16 protein-coding genes are annotated in these 20,114 nt (G+C 62.8%); 12 read left to right on the forward strand and 4 right to left on the reverse strand.

The features are described 5' to 3' along the window. Window positions 1–11 precede the first annotated feature (11 nt). The 6 genes from ACFVSJ_RS02720 (at window position 12) to ACFVSJ_RS02745 (ending at window position 6,354) form a co-directional block, all read left to right on the forward strand. Entirely contained in the window at window positions 12–662 is a 651-nt protein-coding gene (locus tag ACFVSJ_RS02720) for a thioesterase II family protein (RefSeq protein WP_387434078.1), read from the forward strand. A 127-nt stretch (window positions 663–789) separates the two neighbouring features. Then, complete coding sequence (locus tag ACFVSJ_RS02725) at window positions 790–1,962, forward strand: acetyl-CoA carboxylase biotin carboxylase subunit family protein (protein ID WP_387434081.1); 1,173 nt, start codon at window positions 790–792, stop codon at window positions 1,960–1,962. Beyond that, window positions 1,959–3,206 (forward strand): ATP-grasp domain-containing protein, encoded by a 1,248-nt coding sequence (locus ACFVSJ_RS02730; RefSeq protein WP_387434084.1) that lies wholly within the window; start codon window positions 1,959–1,961, stop codon window positions 3,204–3,206. Before ACFVSJ_RS02725 ends, ACFVSJ_RS02730 begins: the two co-directional genes overlap by 4 nt. Window positions 3,207–3,208: 2 nt before the next feature. Then, window positions 3,209–4,447, forward strand: coding sequence for an MFS transporter (locus ACFVSJ_RS02735; RefSeq protein WP_387434179.1), 1,239 nt, complete (start codon window positions 3,209–3,211; stop codon window positions 4,445–4,447). Window positions 4,448–4,867: 420 nt separating this feature from the next. Beyond that, window positions 4,868–5,284: a GNAT family N-acetyltransferase gene (locus tag ACFVSJ_RS02740; RefSeq protein WP_387434087.1), complete on the forward strand. Its 417-nt coding sequence runs from the start codon at window positions 4,868–4,870 to the stop codon at window positions 5,282–5,284. Between the two features lie 563 nt (window positions 5,285–5,847). Further along, window positions 5,848–6,354, forward strand: coding sequence for a 4'-phosphopantetheinyl transferase family protein (locus tag ACFVSJ_RS02745; RefSeq protein WP_387434089.1), 507 nt, complete (start codon window positions 5,848–5,850; stop codon window positions 6,352–6,354). A gap of 18 nt (window positions 6,355–6,372) precedes the next feature. On the opposite strand, the gene ACFVSJ_RS02750 is transcribed toward ACFVSJ_RS02745, so the two are convergent. The 4 genes from ACFVSJ_RS02750 to ACFVSJ_RS02765 all read right to left on the reverse strand — a co-directional run bounded on the left by ACFVSJ_RS02750 (window position 6,373) and on the right by ACFVSJ_RS02765 (window position 13,953). Then, window positions 6,373–7,698, reverse strand: a complete 1,326-nt coding sequence (locus tag ACFVSJ_RS02750) for a M1 family metallopeptidase (protein WP_387434091.1) — start codon at window positions 7,696–7,698, stop codon at window positions 6,373–6,375. A gap of 51 nt (window positions 7,699–7,749) precedes the next feature. Continuing rightward, the gene (locus tag ACFVSJ_RS02755; RefSeq protein WP_387434093.1) at window positions 7,750–11,706 is read right to left on the reverse strand and encodes a Pls/PosA family non-ribosomal peptide synthetase; all 3,957 of its coding nucleotides are present in this window, start codon (window positions 11,704–11,706) and stop codon (window positions 7,750–7,752) included. A 107-nt stretch (window positions 11,707–11,813) separates the two neighbouring features. After that, window positions 11,814–12,779, reverse strand: a complete 966-nt coding sequence (locus ACFVSJ_RS02760; protein ID WP_387434096.1) for a quinone oxidoreductase family protein — start codon at window positions 12,777–12,779, stop codon at window positions 11,814–11,816. 85 nt (window positions 12,780–12,864) lie between these two features. Then, window positions 12,865–13,953 carry a fatty acid desaturase family protein gene (locus ACFVSJ_RS02765; protein ID WP_387434099.1) on the reverse strand — a complete coding sequence of 363 codons (1,089 nt, stop codon included), beginning with the start codon at window positions 13,951–13,953 and terminating at the stop codon, window positions 12,865–12,867. 161 nt (window positions 13,954–14,114) lie between these two features. On the opposite strand from ACFVSJ_RS02765, the gene argC reads away from it, so the two are divergent. From argC to ACFVSJ_RS02795, 6 genes are read left to right on the forward strand one after another with little or no spacing between them, the layout of a single operon-like run. After that, entirely contained in the window at window positions 14,115–15,146 is a 1,032-nt protein-coding gene (gene argC / locus ACFVSJ_RS02770) for an N-acetyl-gamma-glutamyl-phosphate reductase (protein ID WP_387434102.1), read from the forward strand. Then, window positions 15,143–16,309, forward strand: a complete 1,167-nt coding sequence (gene argJ / locus ACFVSJ_RS02775) for a bifunctional glutamate N-acetyltransferase/amino-acid acetyltransferase ArgJ (protein WP_387434105.1) — start codon at window positions 15,143–15,145, stop codon at window positions 16,307–16,309. The genes argC and argJ overlap by 4 nt, the downstream gene beginning before the upstream one ends. An 11-nt stretch (window positions 16,310–16,320) precedes the next feature. Continuing rightward, window positions 16,321–17,262 carry an acetylglutamate kinase gene (gene argB / locus ACFVSJ_RS02780; protein ID WP_387434108.1) on the forward strand — a complete coding sequence of 314 codons (942 nt, stop codon included), beginning with the start codon at window positions 16,321–16,323 and terminating at the stop codon, window positions 17,260–17,262. Continuing rightward, on the forward strand, window positions 17,259–18,527 hold the full coding sequence (locus tag ACFVSJ_RS02785) for an acetylornithine transaminase (RefSeq protein ID WP_387434111.1): 1,269 nt from the start codon (window positions 17,259–17,261) through the stop codon (window positions 18,525–18,527). The genes argB and ACFVSJ_RS02785 overlap by 4 nt, the downstream gene beginning before the upstream one ends. After that, on the forward strand, window positions 18,524–19,531 hold the full coding sequence (gene argF / locus ACFVSJ_RS02790; RefSeq protein WP_387434113.1) for an ornithine carbamoyltransferase: 1,008 nt from the start codon (window positions 18,524–18,526) through the stop codon (window positions 19,529–19,531). The genes ACFVSJ_RS02785 and argF overlap by 4 nt, the downstream gene beginning before the upstream one ends. Next, entirely contained in the window at window positions 19,531–20,067 is a 537-nt protein-coding gene (locus ACFVSJ_RS02795) for an arginine repressor (protein WP_387434116.1), read from the forward strand. Before argF ends, ACFVSJ_RS02795 begins: the two co-directional genes overlap by 1 nt. Window positions 20,068–20,114: the final 47 nt, after the last annotated feature.

Raw genomic sequence — 20,114 nt, forward strand, 5'->3', positions numbered from 1 at the left:
GGACTGTATTGGTGTTTCCGCCGACGGGTGCTGGTGCGCCATCATTTCGATCGATGGCGGCATTGCAAGGCGAACAATCCGTGTGGGCCTATTGCCCTCCCGGGCGAGGTCGACGGTTATTCGAACCCGGTATTCGTGACATCAACGAGTTTGTTACTAGCGTGATAGCCGCGATGGAGGCCCCACGAGGCCCATTGGTAGTGGCGGGCGTTAGCTTTGGCGCGGCGCTTGCTTTCAATATTTGCGGCGCCTTGGAGGCACGAGGTGTAGAGGTATCAAAACTCGTGGCTATCTGCGGTCTCAGCCCAAGTAGTTACGTCCAAGGACAAGAAGAATGGGATATGGATTCCGCGCGGAATCGGATGGTCGAGTACGGTCTTACGCCATCGGCAGTGCTCGAGCTCGAGGATGCTGACGACTTATTCGTTCGTCCCACGTTAGATGACCTCTTGCTCGCCGAGTCGTACGGCGGGGCACACGCACCGCCGATCACCGCCCCGATTGTTTGCGTGGCGGCAATAGATGATGAGCTTGTCCCCCAAGTGGAAGCAGACCGGTGGAGCCGGGCAACGCAATCCACGTTCAAGGTGGTGCACGTAAGGGGTGGCCACTATGCGCACGTCGAATTCGGCAGAGATGAGTGGCTAAATGTTCTCGCGTAACAACGCACCCGTACTCCAGGGATGGGCGGTTGTTGTCGGTGTCACAACCTCTGGATCGAGCGCATCGCACAGCTGGTTCCAGAGATTCCTCAAGGCGTGTCGACAGCGGAACTTGAAGATCTGCGGCGTGGAATTTGAGGAGTCTTTGGCTACAAAGGTTCCACCGATACCGCTGGATCATATGATCATAATCCCCGGCTCCTACAGTCGAAAATTGCCTGAAGAAACACTCGACAGCATCGTCCACGAACTGCGTCTTCGTGAACTTGGCGACCTCGTTTTGGCGACTGCCTTGCGCGAGAACTATCAATTGGTATGCAGCCAGTTGGTAGAGGCGTTGGCTCTGGTGGGCAATTCTGTCCAGTGCGTCGAGCTGATTCAAGACAAGCCTGCGTGTAGAGATGCATTGCGTAGTGCGGGTGTTTTCCAACCGCAAAGTCTTCGTATCGCTGGGGTGGATCCTGACGGAAGAGTCCGCGTCCTTGGAGGATTAGGTGCCGGTACTGCGGACGTCTTGACTTCAAGATCTGGATGGATTGTGAAACCCGCTACCGGCATGGGTAGTTCTGGAGTGACCTACATCGCTGGGATCGATGAGCTACAGGGGCTAGGCCCGGAAGTCTTCGCCGGTGGCTACTGCTTGGAAGAGTACGTTCTGGGCGAAGAATTCTCAGCAGAAGGCATCACGGTGGGCGGCCAAGTGAGATTGTACGGAGCCACAACCAAGACGAAGAATGAGAACTTCGTAGAGATTGGGCATCGACATCCAGCTGCTCCCCAGGGATTCCCGACCTTAGAGGATCTGTCCCTTCAGCTGCAGGAATGTCTCGCTGCCTTAGGGATCCAGTGGGGCCATCTGCACGTCGAATTCTGGGTGGGCCCGGACGGCAGCGTCGTGTGGGGCGAGTTTCATGTGCGCCAGGCGGGCGGCTTCATTGCCCCGGATCTGGTAGAAGCTGCACGACCCGGGCTGGACATCTATGGAGAATTGATCGATTCGCTGCGTGGGCTCCCATTGGATGAGTTGCCCTCGTTGACTGCATGTGCGGGGGTGGAGTTTATTGAAGCGGCTCCGGGGCGCGTTATGGCGACAGCGATTGAGGATGAGGTCCCTGCTGACGCGCAAATCTACTGGGAGTGCAAGCCTGGTGACTACTTGATGGCTGTCAATGGGCTGCGATCTCATGTCGCCGTAGTTGTCGCGCAGTCACATGACTCTGAGGCGCTCGAGTCTCTCCTCGGTATTGCATCGAAGGCCTGCAACTACCGCATCGACTTGTTGGAAGGAAGCAACAAATGACTCGTCGGACGGCAATGGTGGGCGTTAATCGTAACGCCACCCAACAATTACAATCGTCGGGTTCCAGCCCGTTGCTCTTCTGCGAAGAGCAAGAGATATGGGAGGCTAAACGGCTCACAACGTGGCTTGATGAGGCTGGAGTCACCGGTGCTATACCCGTGTGGTTCGAGTATCAGCACGATCCGTTGATCGTTTCGGACGCCGTCTTGGAGTCGCTTCTCAGGGAGAAGGTTGACGGCGTGTTGCCGGGCCTTGAATACGCCGTTGAAGGTGCGGCCCTGCTCGCGTCGTCGTTGGGGTTGCCCGGCGCGGGCGTGGAGGCAGCACGCATTCTGCGCAACAAAGCACTCCTTCGGCAGTCGACCTCGACGTTCGAGTGGGGAGCAGTCTCGTTCCATCTCGCTACTTCTGCCGATGACCTCGCCATTTTCCTGACTAACGAGTCAAATGAGGTCATAGTGAAGCCCGTTGATCGGCAGGGGAGTCTCGGCGTCACCCGTCTTGGTATCGGCGCAGATGTTCAGAAGGCGTGGGCTGACATCATCGGAGGGTACGAGAAGAATCAGACCATCGAAGGATGGCATGGAACGAACCACGCCCTCATCGAGGAATTCCTCGTAGGTGATGAGTGCAGTGTTGAAGCGCTTGTGAGCGATGGCGCAGTGCAATGGGTCAATCTCACAGCCAAGCAAGTACTCGAGGGCCCTCATCGAGTAGAAATTGGCCACGAGATAATTGCAGTCGAGGACTGGTGTTGGCAAACCATGCAGGAATTGGCGGGGGCTATCGGCTTCCAGTATGGGCTGTTGCATGCCGAATTCATGCGGACACCGCGTGGTCCCAAACTTATTGAATGCGCAGGGCGCCCGCCCGGTGATCAGATACTCAATATTATCGAGCATGCGTGGGGATTCTCGCCGACTGCCGCATGGAGCGCCGTCTTGTGTGGTGACAAGCCCACGTTCCCAAGCGAAGCGGAGGCCCGGGCGGCAGTGGCTTTCGTCTATGCCGACGGTGACGGCGTTGTGGAGACGGTGCCGGATCGTTCGATGATTCCACCACAAGCCGTTGTTTCGTATTCGGCGTTGCCACATCAGAAGGTATTCCGGCCCCGATCGTCTTGGGACCGCCTGGGCTACGTTATGACGTCCAGCAACGTGGGCTTGCGGGGAGACTACGGTGAGTGTCGAGAGTTCGCTGATCTCCTGCGGCCGCACCTCTCGGAACTGCGGTGCGACGGGTGAGCGTGCAGGAGCAACCTAGTGCGCAATTGAGCAAACCCCGCCTCCACGCGCGTGTATTTGCTCTTATCGCATCGGATCAAGTCTTAAGTCAAACTGCCTACTTTGCTCTAATGCCAGTGTTGCCCTTGCTACTGACGCTGAAGTTGGGCAGTGCCCAGGAGCAATGGGCGGCCTTGGCGATCGGCGCTCTGACGTTGATGACGCGTGGCGGCAGCCTCTTTGTCGCACCTTTCCTGCATAAGTTATCCGTACGAGGGTGTCTTCGATTCGCACTGGGTCTTATTGCTGTCTCCTACGCGGTCGTCGCTGTCAGTGGTAACCCATGGGTTCTGGTTATCGCCTTGGGGTTCGCTGGTATCGGATTCAGCTCGAATGGGACAGGTGTTCGGAGTTTTGTAGTGTTATCGACCTCAGATAAATCACTACAAAACCGAGGGTTTGCCGTCATTCAAGTTGTCGCAAATTGTTGCGCCGCTCTGGGGCCGGTGCTAGGAACCTTTGTTCTTGATGGAGGCCTGTATACTCCATTTCTTCTCAGCGTTAGTGCGGTTTTCGTTGTGGCCGCGGTCTTCGCGCCTCTTGCTGCGCCCGCGGGGGTGATGCTGAATCAGGGGTCGCTTCGACCGCCCCTTACTCTGGGTATAGTACGAGAGTTGTTCAATTCTCCCAGCGCCCGCCGAATAACGCTTGTGGCGATGCTCGGGAGTATCTTAATGGGCCAGTTTTTCTCCAGCTTCTCCCTCGTGTTTGCGGGTGTGGCGGATGAACCAATGATTCGTGCCTTGTTTTACACGTTGAATGGCGTGCTCGTGGTAATCGTTCAAATACCGGTGTCCTACCTTGTGGAACGGAGACTCCAGAGAGGCACCTCAGCGCTGTCCATCTTGGTGTTCGGCGTCTGCATCCTCGGACTCTCGATGCCGCTTTTTGCGGCGCGAGAGGGCGTGGCAGGAATCGTGCTCGTTTGTCTGGGAGTCGTTCTGTTCACAGTGGGTGAGACTATTTTCACGCCAATTCTCAATGTTGCCTATGCCAATACAGCGGAAGGGCGGCCAGTTGTTGAATCAATGAACATGCGTCAACTCACCTCGGCCGTCGGAGAGGGTGTGGGGGCATGGGCAGGCCTCTCGGTGTTTGTTTCATTGTCCGGAAGCCAGTTCGGCCTTGTCTACTGGCTAGGGCTCCTAGTTTTGTCTGCTCTAACTTTGTTCGCCCTAGTTCCTCGCCGTATGGGAAACTAGTAAGTCAGGTGGCACTCTTTGCTTTTCGAATGAACGGAAACTGTGGTGTTTTAGTTACCGCGTTCGGAATAAGAGAAGAGCGCGTGTCTTTCTGGCAGGCCCTGCAGCGTATGAAACCCGTTGCAAACTCTTGTTCGGCGGTGGCAGCGGATCTCCTCGACGCCGCGTCCGTTCTGGCCCGCCCAACGGCGCAGGAAAGGGCTATTTTGGGCTGGATCAACGGGATGCCCATATGACGGTTTGAATACCGGTGCCGTTGGTCCAGACGGAGGGGTCGACGCGCAAGAAATGTGTTACATTGCGCTTTATTTGGGTTGGAGCTTCCATATTCCTCAATATAAGGGGAACCGATCCGAGATTCGGACGAACGTTGGTTCCTTTACTTCGAACGGTTTCGTCCCGTTCCCTTAGGATATTGTCATGACTGATACCTACTTTCTCTCCGCCGAAGCGGAGAGAATCGATCGTGGCAGAGTACTACGTTGGCTTAGTGAGGAGTCCTATCGGGCGCAAGGCCGGGTTCGAGAAAAACAAGAAGCTGCCATCGACGCTTCCCGAAACTACGGGGTCTATGAAACATCGACTGGAGCGCAAGTGGCTTACGGCCGCGTTGTGACCGATAGCGCTACTTTCGCATGGCTCTGCGACGTGTTCGTCGCTGCGGAAGTCCGCGGTCGAGGCATTGGCAAGATGCTCGCGGCTGGTGTCGTAGCGGACCTTGAACCCCTGGGCCTGAAGCGGGTTTTGTTGTCGACAGGAGATGCTCACGGACTCTACGCCCAACTCGGCTTCACCGAATTAACAGAGGCTTCAAAGATGATGGCCCTCACCCGTTGACCTACGCTCAAGTGGTCAACTGTGAAGCTAAGCGCATGGTTCTCGTGCACGCGGTCGTCCCTGTCCGTTCGGCAGAGAGTCTCATTCCTTCGGGGCAACTTCAGCTAAGAAAATCATAAGCACCCCACCAGTCTTCGGGCGTCTTGTGCCATCTGGTTGCTCAACGCCGAGATCGACCCGAATATAACGCGAGTTGATCCTGGAAACGCCGTCCATCCACTCGTCCGCGCATGTGCGCGGAGGAACTCTCACTCAGGATTGGCGGGACACCTGGCTTTTCCCCTAACGGCCCGTATTAGGACGGCTGCACACGTGTGAGGCTCTGGCCGTCGAAAGTTGCCTCGCTCGCGGACCGGAGCACATCAAACTTTGCTAGATGCACTCACCGTAGGGCATCATTTCCCAGCGGACCAGCTTTGAGGGAGGTTATTGTGGACAGTGCGGGGTATGAGCTGCTGAAGCTAGCTGATGTGCCTGTTTCTGGCCCAAGTCACCTAGACCTTGATTGGCCAGCCCAGCTCCGTGCCACCAGATTCACCCATCCCAAAGATCGGGAAGAGTTCATGGCAGGTCGGCTTGCAGCGCTACACTTTGCCGCCAAGCTGCTCGACGTCGATGCGTCCAGGCTCACCGCGGACTACGATTGCCCGCAGTGCGGACACGGCCAGGACCATGGCCGCCCGGGTTTCCTGCTCGACGGCGGCCCGGCGCCTTTGCTGCTCAGCGCCTCCCGGGCGTCGGGCTGGGTGCTGCTTGCCGGCGTCGTACATCCAGCGCAAGGCCTCCGGCTGGGAGTGGACCTTGAGGCGGTGGCTCAAACCCGCTTCGCGGGGTTTGACGACGTGGCATTGACCGCCAGGGAACGGAGCTCCGTGAACCGGTTGCCGGATGGCCAGCGGGACAACGAGCGTGCACGGCTGTGGGCCCGCAAGGAGGCGTGGCTGAAGATGACCGGCGAAGGGCTCCGAAGGAACCCGGCCGGGCTGGATGTGCTGGATCGCGAAGGCCTGATGGACCTGGACCTGGCCGAGGGACCCCCGGGACTCGTGGCCGCCCTCGCCCTCGCATAACGGCCCGCCCCGGCCCCGTCAGGGGAGCGGGGGAAGCACTGCCTCGTACAGCCATGGACGCAGGACAGAACCGGCGTCCAAACCCGGAACGAAGGCATTGCCGGCCTCGATGAAGGCGTCCGTGGAGACGGAACCGTGCCGATTGGCCGAGGTCCAATGCTGGAGGAATCCGAAGAAGGCTTCGTCCCCTAACCGCACCCGAAGGGCATGCACGGCCAGGGCGCCACGCTTGTAGACCCTGTCGTCGAACATCAACTCGGGGCCGGGATCGCCCACCAGCAGGTCCTGCGGACCCGCGGCCAGCCGCTTCCAGGCCGCCAGGGCCCGGGCGCCCACGCCCATGGTTCCCGATTCCTCGGACCACAGCCACTCGGCGTAGCATGCGAACCCCTCATGCAGCCAGATGTCTTTCCAGTTGCTAACGGTCAGGGAATTCCCAAACCACTGGTGGGACAGCTCGTGCGCGATGAGGCGCTGCGCTTCCCAGGTATCCCGCATGTGGTTGCGGCCAAAGATTGAGAGGGTCTGCGCCTCGAGGGGAATCTCCAACTCGTCCTCGGTGACCACCGAGGTGTAGTCGGCAAACGGGTAGGGACCAAAGCAGCCCTCAAAGGTCCGCATCATGTCCGGCTGCCGCCGCAGTCCGTTCCGGGCCTCCTCAGCCAGGCCCGGCGTAACGGCCGCAAATTGCGGGACCCGGTGGTGGGTATCGTTGCCGTTCAGCGGGATGAGGCCATATCGCCCGATCTGCACCGTGGCCAAGTACGTGGCCATGGGCTCGGCGTGCTCGTAGACCCACGTCTCGCGGCTCGATTTCCGGGTCCGGGACACCAACCGGCCGTTGCAGACGGGACGGTAGTTGTCGTCCGTGGTGACGGAGATGAGGTAGCTCGACTTGCTTCGGGGATGGTCGTTGCAGGGAAACCAGGACGCGGCGCCGTTCGGCTGGCCTGCGACGAGAACGCCGTCGGTGAGTTCTTCCCAGCCGACTTCCCCCCACAGCCCGCGCCGCGGTTGGGGGTTGCCCTCATATCGGATGTCCAGGACGAACTGTTGTCCGGCCCTGAGCTCCGCGGGGGGAGTGACCACCAGGTGCTCGCTGCGCTGGTTGAACTTCTGCACCTTCTTACCGTCCAACTGGATCTTGGACGCTCGAAGCCCCACCAGATCCAGGACGACCTGGCCCACGGATTCCAAAGCCGTGCACCGCAGGATTGCCCGTCCGATCAACCTGTTGCTGCCCAGCCGCACATCGAGGTCGAGTTCGTACCTGTCCACGCGGTAACTCGTGCTGCCGTGATCCAGGGTGTAGGGATCGGCCGTGTTCGTGGTCGCTGCGGTCATAAAGTCCGGTGGCCTCAATCCTGGTTGTTTCGCTCTTACGGTCTGCCCAATCTACTTGAGTCCGGCGGCCGGGGCGGCCGGACCCTCCCAAGGGCTGACCGGATTTCCCATCCAATAGGTTCCGGCCGGCACGGTCTCGCCCCTCATGACCAACGACGCCGGTCCAACAGTTCCACCGTCGCCGACGCTTGCGGCCGGGAGGATGACGCCGTGCGGACCCATGGTGGCACCGGCACCAAGCGTGACGGTATCGATGCTCATGACGCGGTCATGAAACAAGTGCGTTTGGACGACGCAGCCACGGTTGACCGTGGAGTTCTCGCCGAGGGTCACGAGGTCGGCCTCGGGCAACCAATAGCTTTCACACCATGTACCGCTGCCAATCTTGGCGCCGAGGCCACGCAACCACCATACGAGTGCCGGGGTGCCGGCGGCAGAGCGGGCAAACCATGGGGCGCTGACCATTTCAATGAAGGTATCAACTACCTCGTTCCGCCAAATGAAGGAACTCCACAGGGGGTGTTCACCTACCCGGATGGCGCCTACCAGCACCCACTTGGCCACGATCGAGCTCAGGGCGGCCACGGCTCCGGCTGCCAGCATTACCACTCCGCCTAGCAGCGCTGCGACCCAGTAGCCCCACGTGCCCGCGATGACGTCGAAGGCCAGCATGGCGCCCACGGGTATGGCCACCGTCAGGATGACCGGGACAACCCGGCACAGCTCCCAGAGGGCGCGGGCCAGTTTGAGCTTGAGCGGTGGTTGGAAGGTGCGGCTCTGGTCGGCGTCGACGGCGGTGCGGCGCAACCGGACGGGCGGACTTCCCAGCCAGGAGGTTCCGGACTTCGCCTTGGCCGGGGTAGCCGACAGTACCGCCACCAAAGAGTTCTTGGGTACGTTCCGGCCGGCGGCGGTCATTCCGGAGTTGCCCAGGAAGGACCGCTTTCCGATCTTGGCAGGGGCGATCTTCATCCAGCCGCCACCAAGTTCATAGGACGCCACCATGGTGTCGTCAGCCAGGAAGGCGCCGTCGCCAATCGTGGTCATGCGGGGGACCAGAAGGACTGTGGACGCTTCCACGTTCTTGCCCACTTTGGCGCCGAGCATGCGCAGCCAGACCGGCGTGAACAGGCTCGCGTAGATGGGGAACAGGAGGTCCCTTGCCATATCGAGCAGGCGTTCGGTGGCCCAGACCTGCCAACCAACGCGGCTGCGCACCCGGTAGTAGCCCTCCTTGAGGCCAAGTCCCAGCAGCCGGGCCACGATCAGGATGAGGACCAGGTTCGTGAGGAACCAGGCCAGCGCGGCAAGGGGGAGTGCTGCCAGGATCTGCGGAGCGGCGCTTTCGAGGGACTCGTGGCCCCGGATGAAAGCGAGGATCACCAGGGCTCCGACGAAAGCCGAGACATAGGGGATCAAAGCCAAGAGGGCGGAGGCTCCAGCAAATGCGGTGAACCAGAGACGGCCGCCCAGGGTCCGCTGGTACACCACGTCGGGCCATTCGTGTTTGGCCTTGCCCCGGCGCTCAGCCGGCGAACCGGCTACGAGGTGCCCGGACTTGACCTTGCCGAAGACCGCAGATCCAGCTTCAACGTGGGCGCCGGCTCCGATGGTGGCTCCGGGCATGAGGGTGCTTCGGGAGCCCACCACAGCACCTGCGCCCACATGGACCTGGCCGATGTGGACTGAGTCCCCGTCCACCCACCAGCCGGACAAATCAACTTCGGGTTCAATGTTCGCGCCGCTGCCGAGGGACAACAGGCCAGTCACAGGAGGAAGCGAATGCAGGTGGACGTCGCGTCCGATCCTCGCGCCCAGTGCCCGCGCATAGTAGGGAACGAACGGTGCACTGGCCAGGCCAATAGCTCCGGACAGGTCCTGGATTTGCTCCGCAAGCCAAAGGCGCAAATGGGTTTTCCCGGAGCGCGGGTAGGTGCCCGGCTGGATACCCCGAAGCAGGAGGCGGGCGGCAACCACGGAAATCGCCATGCGGCCCAAGGGGCTGACGAAGACGAGCCAGGATGCGGCGATCCACCACCACGAAACCACCGGCGCGGCAGTGAAGCCCGCGAAGTCGGCAAGGAGCCTGTTGGCAGCCATGAGGTAGGTCAGCCAGCGCATGCCCACGAGGATGTGCAGCGGCACGCCCGTAAGGACCTGGAAGATTTGCGACTTCAGGGCCGTGGGACGCACGGTGCGCTGGGCTGCGGGACCGGACACGCCGCCGTCGGGAACCGACTGCCGGGCCGCGTCGATCAGCGCGCCGACGCGCGGTGTGGCGTAGATGTCGGCAACAGTGATGGTGGGATAACGCACGCGCAGCGCTGAGACCAGCTGCGCGGCAGCGAGGGAGCCACCACCGTAAGCGAAGAAGTCCGCATCGAGTGAGCCCACGGAGCTGCCGAGGACAGACTCCCACTGCTCCACCACCCAGCGCGCGTCGTCGGGCAGGTTCAAGGGAGCTTCGCCCGCCTGGGCTGCGGCGACACCGACCAGCGGCCAGGGGAGGGCGTGGCGGTCAACCTTGCCACTGGTCTTTGTGGGAAGTGTTTCCACCGTGGTGAGCAGCGGAATCAACGCTGCAGGCAGGCTTTCGCCGAGGAGCTTCCGCGCTTCGTCCAGGTCCAGGCTTGAATCGTCGGAGGGTGCGACGTAGCCCACCAGGATCTGGTTGCCGGCGGCCGTCGTCTGCACGGCCGCTGCTGCACCGGCCACACCGGGGAGTGCTTGGAGGGCTGCATCAACTTCGCCGAGTTCGATCCGCCGGCCACCGAGTTTGACCTGCTCGTCGGCCCGGCCCATGAAGATCAGGCCCTCGGTCTCGAAGCGGACCAGGTCACCCGATCGGTAGGCACGCTCCCAGCCGAGGGTATGCATCGGCGCGTATTTCTCAGCGTCCTTGGCCGGATCCAGGTACCTTGCCAGGCCGACGCCGCCGATGATCAACTCGCCCACCTCGCCCTCGGCCACGGGAACCCCCGCAGGATCCACCACAGCGAGGTCCCACCCGTCCAAGGGCAGGCCGATCCGGACCGGACCCGGCCCGCCCAAGGGAGCTGCGCAGGCCACCACAGTGGCTTCCGTGGGCCCGTAGGTGTTCCATACCTCGCGCCCGTCGACGGCGAGCCGTTCGGCCAGCTCGGGCGGGCAGGCTTCGCCGCCGAAGATGAGGAGGCGGACGTTCTCCAGCGCTTCGGCGGGCCACAACGCCGCAAGCGTGGGAACGGTGGAGACGACGGTGATGCCGTGGTTGATGAGCCATGGCCCCAGGTCCATGCCAGTCCGAACCAAGGCGCGGGGTGCCGGGACCAGGCAGGCCCCGTGCCGCCAAGCGAGCCACATTTCCTCGCAGGAGGCGTCGAAGGCCACGGAGAGCCCTGCCAGGACCCTGTCCTGTGGGCCGATCGGTTCAGCCTCCAGAAAAATACGGGCTTCCGCGTCCACAAAGGCGGCGGAGGAGCGGTGCTTCACGGCGACGCCTTTGGGCGTGCCCGTGGAACCGGACGTGAAGATGATCCACGAGTCGTCGTCCAGTGCGGGCTTGTTTCCGCCCCGAATGGGTGCAAGCCCGGGATTCGTCGCCCCGACGGACAAGCCTGCGCCGATGACGGCACCCACCTTGGCTTCGCCGAACACCAACCTTGCGCGCTCGTCGGGGTCGTCAGCATCCACCGGAACATAGGCGGCGCCAGCCATGAGGATGCCCAGGATGGCGATGTACAGCTCGTTGGTGCCCGAGGGGATCCGGACGCCGATCTTGTCTCCGCGGCCGAGTCCTGCAGTGTTCAGGAGCCGGGAGAACGCACGGACGGCGGCCAGAAGCTCGGTGTAGCTCAATGATTTCTGGCCGTCGTCCAATGCGGAGGACTCAGGGAAGGACCGTGCGGTCTCTTCCAGGATGTCCACGAGGGTACGTTCGTCGGGTGCTGCCGAAGACCCCGGAAACTGGGGGCGGAAGGCGGCCAGGGCATGCGTATCCGCGGCCGCGCCAGGTTGATCGATGCTCACATGCCCAGCCTTACCCAGAAAGGTGAACAATAGGTGTCTGGCGTTTCCTGCTCGTCACAATTTGTTGCACAGCTGTTCGCCTGGCAGTTACCCCTTGTTGCCTGGAATCAGGGAAGCAACAGCACCTTGCCCGTGGTCTTCCTGCCCTCCAGGTCGCGGTGCGCCTGCGCCGCTTCGGCCAGGGGGTAGGTGGCGCCAACGCGAACGGAGAGGGTCCCGTTCGCGGCGGCTTCGAAGATTTCCGTGGAGCGCCACCTGCGCTCGTGGGTGTTCTGGACAAAGTGGCCCATGCTGGGCCGCGTGATGGAGAGTGATCCGCCCGAGTTCAGGCGCTGTGGGTCGAACGGCGGTACGGGGCCGGAAGCGGCTCCGAAGAGAACCAATGAACCGCGGATGCGCAGGCTCTTGAGGGAATCGTCGAACGTGTCCTTCCCGACGCCGTCGTAAACGACGTTGACGCCCTCACCATCGGTGAGTTCACGCACTTTGTCCGCGAAACCGTCGTATCGCAGGACTTCGTCGGCCCCGGCCAGCGCCGAAAGGTCGGCCTTGTCGTCCGATGAGACAGTGGTGATCACCCTGGCGCCCCGGGCCTTCAGGAGTTGGGTCAGGAGCAGGCCCACTCCGCCTGCTCCAGCGTGCAGCAGAACTGTGTGACCTGGCTCCACCCGGAAGGAGGAGTTCATGAGGTAGTGGGCGGTGATGCCTTGGAGGGGGAGTGCGGCTGCCGTGTGGTCGTCCACCTTGTCCGGAACGGGCAGCGCCTTGGCTGCGTCAACCAGCGCGTATTCCGCGTAGGTCCGGGAGGCCTCCGCGGTGGCCACGCGGTTTCCAACGGCGAAGTCCTCCACGCCGTCGCCGACGGCCTCCACTGTTCCGGCAGCTTCTGCTCCCGGCGTGAAAGGGTACTCAACCTTGTAGATACCGCTTCGCTGGTAGGTCTCGATGAAGTTGACCCCCGCGGCGGCAACTTTGATGAGCAGCTGTCCGGGGCCGGGTTTCGGCGGCTCGACGGAGGCGTATTCAAGGACTTCAGGTCCTCCGGGCTGCTGGGCAACGATCGCGTGCGTCATAGTGGCTCCTTACTCCGGGGCGGTCCTTCCGGTGCCCGGTTCCGGTTTCCATCCTAGGGAGAAGGCAGCCGCCGCCGTGAAACCCTCAGCGCCGTCCGTGCGTCGAAGCTACAGGGCAATCGAAGCCGCGGCCGGCGGCGAGGCCCACTTCGTTGAGGTAGCTGACCACGATCCCGTACGACTGCAGCAACGTGGTTTCTGTGTAGGGAATTGAGTGCTTGGCGCAGAATTCACGCACGATATCAGCCGCCTTGTGAAGGTGTGGCCGTGCCATATCAGGGAACAAGTGATGCTCCACCTGACGGTTGAGTCCACCAAGGAGGAAGTCCATGAAGCGGCCGCCGGAGATGTTGCGGGAGGTCAGGATCTGGCGGTTGAGGAAGTCTACGCGGCTGTCCTTGGGCAGGACGGGCATGCCCTTGTGGTTGGGTGCGAAAGAAGCTCCCATGTAGAAGCCGTACACCATGATCTGGACGCCAAGGAAGGCAAACGCCATGCCGATGGGCAGGAAAGTGAAGGCCAGGACAGGGAGGGCAGCAAGTCTCGCTACCAGGATGGGGGTCTCTACCCAGCGGTGGCGTACCTTCTGCTTGCCGAAGACAAAGCGGAGGGAGTCGAACTGCAGGCTCAGGCCCAGGAGGGTCAGCAGGGGGAAGAAGAACCAGCCCTGCCGCCGGGTGAGGAAGGCGAGTCTGCCCTTGCGCTCAGCTGCTGCGTCTTCGTGGAACACCAGGGCGTTGTTCCGAATATCCGGGTCCTTGGAAATGACATTGGGGTGGTTGTGGTGGGCTCCATGTTTCTGTTCCCACCAGGAGTAGCTGATGCCGGCAACGCCGGTGGCCAGCAGCCGCGCAGACCAGTCGTTGGCGCGGCGGGAGGCAAAGATCTGCTTGTGCCCGGCTTCATGGGCGAGGAAGCTCAATTGCGTGCAGAGAATGCCCACGGCAGCGGCAATCAGGAGCTGGTACCAGGATTCTCCGATCAGGGCGAACCCCAGCCAGGTTCCCGCCATAAGGAGGACCAGGGCCACGAAGACCCAGATGTAGAAGCCGCTGCGCCGTTCGAGGAGTCCGGCCGCCTTAACGCCTTTCAGGAGTTCCGAATAACTTTGGACAACCGGGTTGGGTTGGATCGCACGCGCCTTGGGGCGATCGGAAATGGATGTGGGTGCCATGAAGGTGTGCCCCGTATCGCTCACGGGCAACGCTGCAGCCGACGTTCGGACTGCACGGTCTGGATCACCCTCCGTTAAGCATACGTGCCTTGTCCACCGCGACGACTCGATGCATGCATAAATATCAGCAACCATGAATAGTTTTGCTGTATGGTGGTGACATGACTATTTCTGTTGCCGTCTCCGGTGCCAGTGGCTATGCCGGGGGAGAAGTGCTGCGCCTGCTGGCGAACCATCCCAACGTCACCATCGGCGCGATCACCGCGCACAGCAACGCCGGTTCAAGACTAGGGGAGTTGCAGCCGCATCTCCATGGTTTGGCCAGCCGGATTCTCGAAGACACAACCGTTGAGAACCTGTCCGGGCACGACGTCGTTTTCCTGGCGTTGCCGCACGGCGCGTCGGCCGAGATCGCCGCGCAGCTGCCCGAGGGCACGGTAGTCATCGACGCCGGGGCGGACCACCGCTTGGAGGACCCCGCTGCGTGGGAAAAGTTCTACGGCTCCGCCCACGCGGGGACGTGGCCCTACGGCTTGCCCGAATTGCCGGGACAGCGTGACGCCCTCAAGGGTGCCAAGCGCATTGCCGTCCCCGGTTGCTACCCGACGTCGGCCCTGCTCGCGCTGACGCCCGGCTTCGCCAACAACCTGCTGCTGGCGGACGACGTCGTTATTGTTTCCGCCTCAGGCACCTCGGGCGCCGGCAAGGCGGCCAAGGTCAACCTCATCGGCTCCGAGGTCATGGGTTCCATGAGCCCCTACGGCGTGGGTGGCGGCCATCGCCACACGCCGGAAATCGAGCAGGGATTGTCCAACGCGGCCGGCGAGCCGGTAACAGTCTCCTTCACCCCTACCTTGGCGCCGATGAGCCGCGGAATCCTCACGACGGCGACTGCCAAGGTTGGGCACGGCGTAACAGTCTCCGAACTGCGCCAAGCCTGGGCCGACGCCTACGACGACGAGCCGTTCGTGCACCTCCTTCCCGAGGGCCAGTGGCCCACCACCAAATCCGTCCAGGGCTCCAACCATGCAGTGATGCAGTTGGCCTTCGACGCCCACACCGGTCGCGTGATCGTTACCTGCGCCATCGATAACCTCACCAAGGGAACTGCAGGCGGCGCCGTGCAGTCCATGAACATTGCCCTCGGCCTGGATGAAACCGCCGGCCTGAACCTGCAGGGAGTTGCACCGTGACCATTACCGCCCCCAAGGGATTCCGGGCCGCAGGCATCAAAGCCGGCATCAAGGCCTCCGGCAACCCGGACCTCGCCCTCGTCGTCAATGACGGCCCGCTTAAGGCCGCCGCTGCGGTGTTCACGTCCAACCGGGTGGCCGCGGCTCCCGTGCACTGGTCCCGCCAGGTGGTCAGCGATGGCCGGGTGGACGCAGTCGTCCTGAACTCCGGTGGCGCCAACGCCTGCACCGGCCCGCAAGGCTTCCAGAACACCCACGCTACCGCCGAAAAGGTGGCGGACGTGCTGGGAGTCTCAGCTTCCGACGTCGTGGTTTGCTCCACCGGCCTGATCGGCGAGCAACTGCCCATGGACAAGATCCTGCCGGGCGTTGAGGCTGCTTTCAAAGAGCTCGCGGAAGACGGCGGAAGTGCTGCGGCAACTGCCATCATGACCACGGACAGCGTGTCCAAGGAGGCCGTCTTTACCGGGACGGACGCCGAAGGCAAGACGTTCACGGTGGGCGGCATCGCCAAGGGTGCCGGCATGCTGGCTCCCGGCCTGGCAACCATGCTGGTGGTCCTCACCACCGACGCCGAGGTGCCGGCCAACGAGCTCGACGTCGTCCTCCGCGATGCCACGCGCGTCACCTTCGACCGTGCAGACTCGGACGGCTGCATGTCCACCAACGACACCGTGGTACTGCTGGCCTCCGGCGCCTCCGAAGCACTGCCGTCCGCAGAGCAGTTGAGCGAGGCAGTCACCTCCGTCTGCGCCGAGCTGGCCCGGAAGCTGATTGGCGACGCCGAGGGCGCCAGCCACGACATCGCCATCCGCACCTTCAATGCAGCCAGCGAACGCGACGCCGAAATTGTGGGCCGTTCCGTGGCCCGCTCCAACCTGTTCAAGGCGGCCATCTTCGGCAAGGACCCCAACTGGGGCCGTGTCCTGTCCGCAGTTGGCACCACTGACGCCGTGTTCGAAGCCGACCAGCTCAACGTCTCCATGAACGGCGTCCAGATCTGCCGCAACGGGAGCATCGGCGACGACCGCAACCTCGTGGACCTCGAACCGCGCGAAGTGCTCGTGGAAATCGACCTGCAGGCCGGCGATTCCGAGGCGACCATCTGGACCAACGACCTCACGCACGATTACGTGCATGAGAACAGCGCCTACTCGAGCTGAGCGGAGTGACCATGACGGCGCACACGCGCGAAACTACGTCCATGAGCGACGCCCAGGACAAAGCCGGGACCTTGATCGAAGCCCTGCCGTGGATCCAGCGCTTCGCCGGAACCACCATGGTGATCAAATACGGCGGCAACGCGATGGTGAACGATGAGCTTCGCCGCGCTTTCGCCGAGGACATCGTGTTCCTCCACCACGTCGGCATCCACCCGGTGGTTGTCCATGGTGGCGGACCGCAAATCAACTCCATGCTGGGACGGCTCGGCATCGAGTCCGAGTTCAAGGGCGGCCTCAGGGTCACCACTCCCGAAGCGATGGACGTGGTGCGCATGGTCCTCACCGGCCAGGTAGGCCGCGAGCTCGTTGGCCTGATCAACTCCCACGGGCCGTACGCCGTGGGCATGTCCGGTGAAGACGGCGGGCTGCTGCGCGCCGTTCGCACCGGCACCGTGGTTGACGGCGAGGAAGTGGACCTCGGCTTGGTGGGCGAAGTGGTTGGCGTTGATCCCGCGGGGATCAAGGACATCCTCGACGCCGGACGGATCCCCGTGATCTCCACGGTGGCACCCGAAATCACTGACGAGGGCAACGGTTTCCAGACCACCGGCCAGGTACTGAACGTCAACGCCGATACAGCCGCGGCTGCCGTGGCTTCGGCCTTGGGAGCCTCCAAGCTGGTGATCCTGACCGATGTTGAGGGGCTGTACGCCAACTGGCCGGACAAGTCATCGCTGATTTCGTCCCTGACGGCCACCGAGCTCCGTGAGATGCTGCCGCGGCTGGAGTCCGGAATGATCCCAAAGATGGCTGCCTGCCTGAAGGCAATCGACGAAGGCGTGGAGCGCGCGCACATCGTGGACGGCCGCCTGCCGCACTCCATGTTGTTGGAGACTTTCACGACGGCGGGCATCGGCACCCAAGTAGTACCTGACGAGGAAGTGAACGCATGAGCTCCAACAATGCAGAACTGGTAGAGACCCCGGCGGACGCCATCGTGGGGCACAGCAGCGGTGCGGACTGGCTTGCCCGCTACTCGTCCTCCCTCATGGGCGTCTTCGGAACCCCGCAGCGCGTCCTGGTCCGCGGCGCCGGCTCCCTGGTCTGGGATGCCGACGGGAAGGAGTACCTCGACCTCCTGGGCGGCATCGCCGTGAACGCGCTGGGCCACGCCCACCCGTTCGTCACCTCGGTGATTGCGAGCCAGTTGGCAACCCTGGGGCACGTCTCCAACTTCTTCACCAGCCCCACGCAGGTGGCGCTCGCCGAGAAGCTGCTGGCTATCAGCAACGCTCCGGCAGGTTCCAAGGTCTTCTTCGCCAACTCCGGTACGGAAGCCAATGAGGCAGCCTTCAAACTCGCGCGCCGGAACAACGGCGACGGCAAGCGGACAAAGATCATTGCCCTTGAGGGCGCTTTCCACGGTCGCACCATGGGCGCCCTGGCGCTGACGGCCAAGGAGGCGTACCGTGCACCATTCGAGCCGCTTCCCGGTGGCGTGGTCCACATCCCGTTCGGCGACATCGAGGCCCTGCGTGCCGCCGTCGACGATTCCACTGCAGCAGTCTTCCTGGAGCCCATCCAGGGCGAAGCGGGCGTGCGTCCGCTCAGCACCGAATACCTGCAGGCAGCCCGGGAGGTGACCACCGCCGCCGGCGCGCTCCTCATCCTGGACGAAGTCCAGACGGGCATCGGCCGGACCGGAAAATGGCTCGCCAGCGAGGACGCGGGAATCGTTCCGGATGCTGTGACCCTCGCCAAGGGACTGGGTGGCGGCTTCCCGATCGGCGCGCTGCTGACGTTCGGAAGTACGACGTCGGCCCTGCTCACCGCCGGGCAACACGGCACCACCTTCGGTGGAAATCCGGTGGCCACTGCCGCCGCCCTGGCCACCCTGCACGCCATAGAAAGCCAGGGTGTGCTGCAGAATGTTCAGACAGTCGGCGAGTACTTGCGGCAGGGGATTGCCGCAGTCGATGGCGTTACCGAAGTCCGTGGCGAGGGATTGCTCATTGGGTTTGACGTCGCTGCCGACATCGCCCCCGCCATGGTGACTGCCGGCCTCGACGCGGGCTTCATCGTCAACAGCCCCGGTCCCCGGACCCTCCGCCTGGCGCCGCCGCTCATCCTGACCACCGAACAGGCTGACCGCTTCCTGGCAGCCTTGCCCACCCTGATCGCTACGGCTACCGCCACCACCGTTAAGGACGCACAGTGACTACATCCGCCAGCACCCGGCACTTCCTCAAGGACACGGACCTGACCCCGGCCGAGCAAGCCGAGGTTTTGGAACTCGCGGTCCGGATGAAAGCCGCTCCCTACAGCGTGCAGCCGTTCGCCGGAGAAGGAAACGGGCGCAAGACCGTTGCCGTGATCTTCGACAAGACATCCACCCGGACCCGTGTCTCGTTTGCGACGGGCATTGCCGACATGGGCGGAAATGCGCTGATCATCAACCCGGGCGAAGCACAGATCGGCCACAAGGAGTCCGTAGAGGACACAGCGAAGGTCCTTGAGCGCATGGTGTCCACCATCGTGTGGCGCACCGGCGCCCACTCGGGACTGGTGGCAATGGCGGAAAACTCCAAGGTCCCCGTCATCAACGCGCTGTGCGACGACTACCACCCATGCCAACTCCTGGCCGACCTCCTCACGGTCAAGGAACACAAGGGTGAGCTGGCTGGATTGACCATGGCCTACCTTGGCGACGCCGCCAACAACATGGCGAACTCGTACCTGTTGGCCGGCGTGACCGCAGGGATGCACGTTCGGATTTCCGGTCCGGAGGGCTACCTGCCCGCCGCGGAGATCGTCGCTGCCGCGGAAGAGCGTGCCGGCCAGACAGGTGGCTCGGTGGTTATTACCAGTGACGCTGCCGAGGCCCTCAAGGGAGCCGATGTCGTTGCCACGGACACGTGGGTGTCCATGGGCCAGGAATCCGAGAAGGAAGCACGCCTGCAGTTGTTCCGCGACTACTCCGTGGACGAGGCCGCCATGGCCCAGGCAGCCCCGGACGCCGTGGTGCTGCACTGCCTCCCGGCCTACCGCGGCTACGAAATCTCGGCGGGAGTGATCGATGGGCCGCAGTCCATCGTTTGGGACGAGGCAGAGAACCGACTGCACGCCCAGAAGGCACTCATGGCCTGGCTCATGCACCGATCCGGCCTGGCCTTCGTCGACGGACTTGCCCCCGTCGAAGGAACCGGCGAAAGCACGTTCTAGTGTCCACCAATCCTTCGGTGCCGAGTGCGAGCCCGGCCACCAAGACCGCCCGCCAGGCCCGCATCACGGCGATCCTGACCGGCGAGTCCGTCCGGTCCCAGGCAGAGCTCGCGGCCCTGCTGGCCGACGACGGCGTCCAGGTTACCCAGGCCACTTTGTCCCGCGACCTGGTGGAACTTGGCGCTGTCCGGGTACGCGGAAAGGACGGCGCGCTGGTCTACGCGGTCCCCGGCGAAGGTGGAGACCGCAATGCCAAGAGCGGTGTCACCCAGGAAATCCTGGACGCCCGCCTGACCCGGCTGTGCGGGGAATTGCTGGTAACGGCGGAGGCCTCGGGCAACATTGCGGTGCTCCGGACACCTCCGGGTGCCGCGAACTTCCTGGCGCTGGCGATCGATCACTCCGTGATTCCGTCCGTATTGGGTACGATCGCAGGCGACGACACTGTGATGTTGGTGTCCCGTGATCCTGACGGCGGGGCGGAGCTGGCTGCCCGCTTCCTGCGGTTGGCCGAAGAAGCCGGACCGGCCAACTAACTGATTTTCTTCAAGCATTAGATACAACAAGCAACACACAAAGGAGC

The organism is Paenarthrobacter sp. NPDC058040, assembly GCF_042885775.1.
Lineage (GTDB): Bacteria > Actinomycetota > Actinomycetes > Actinomycetales > Micrococcaceae > Arthrobacter.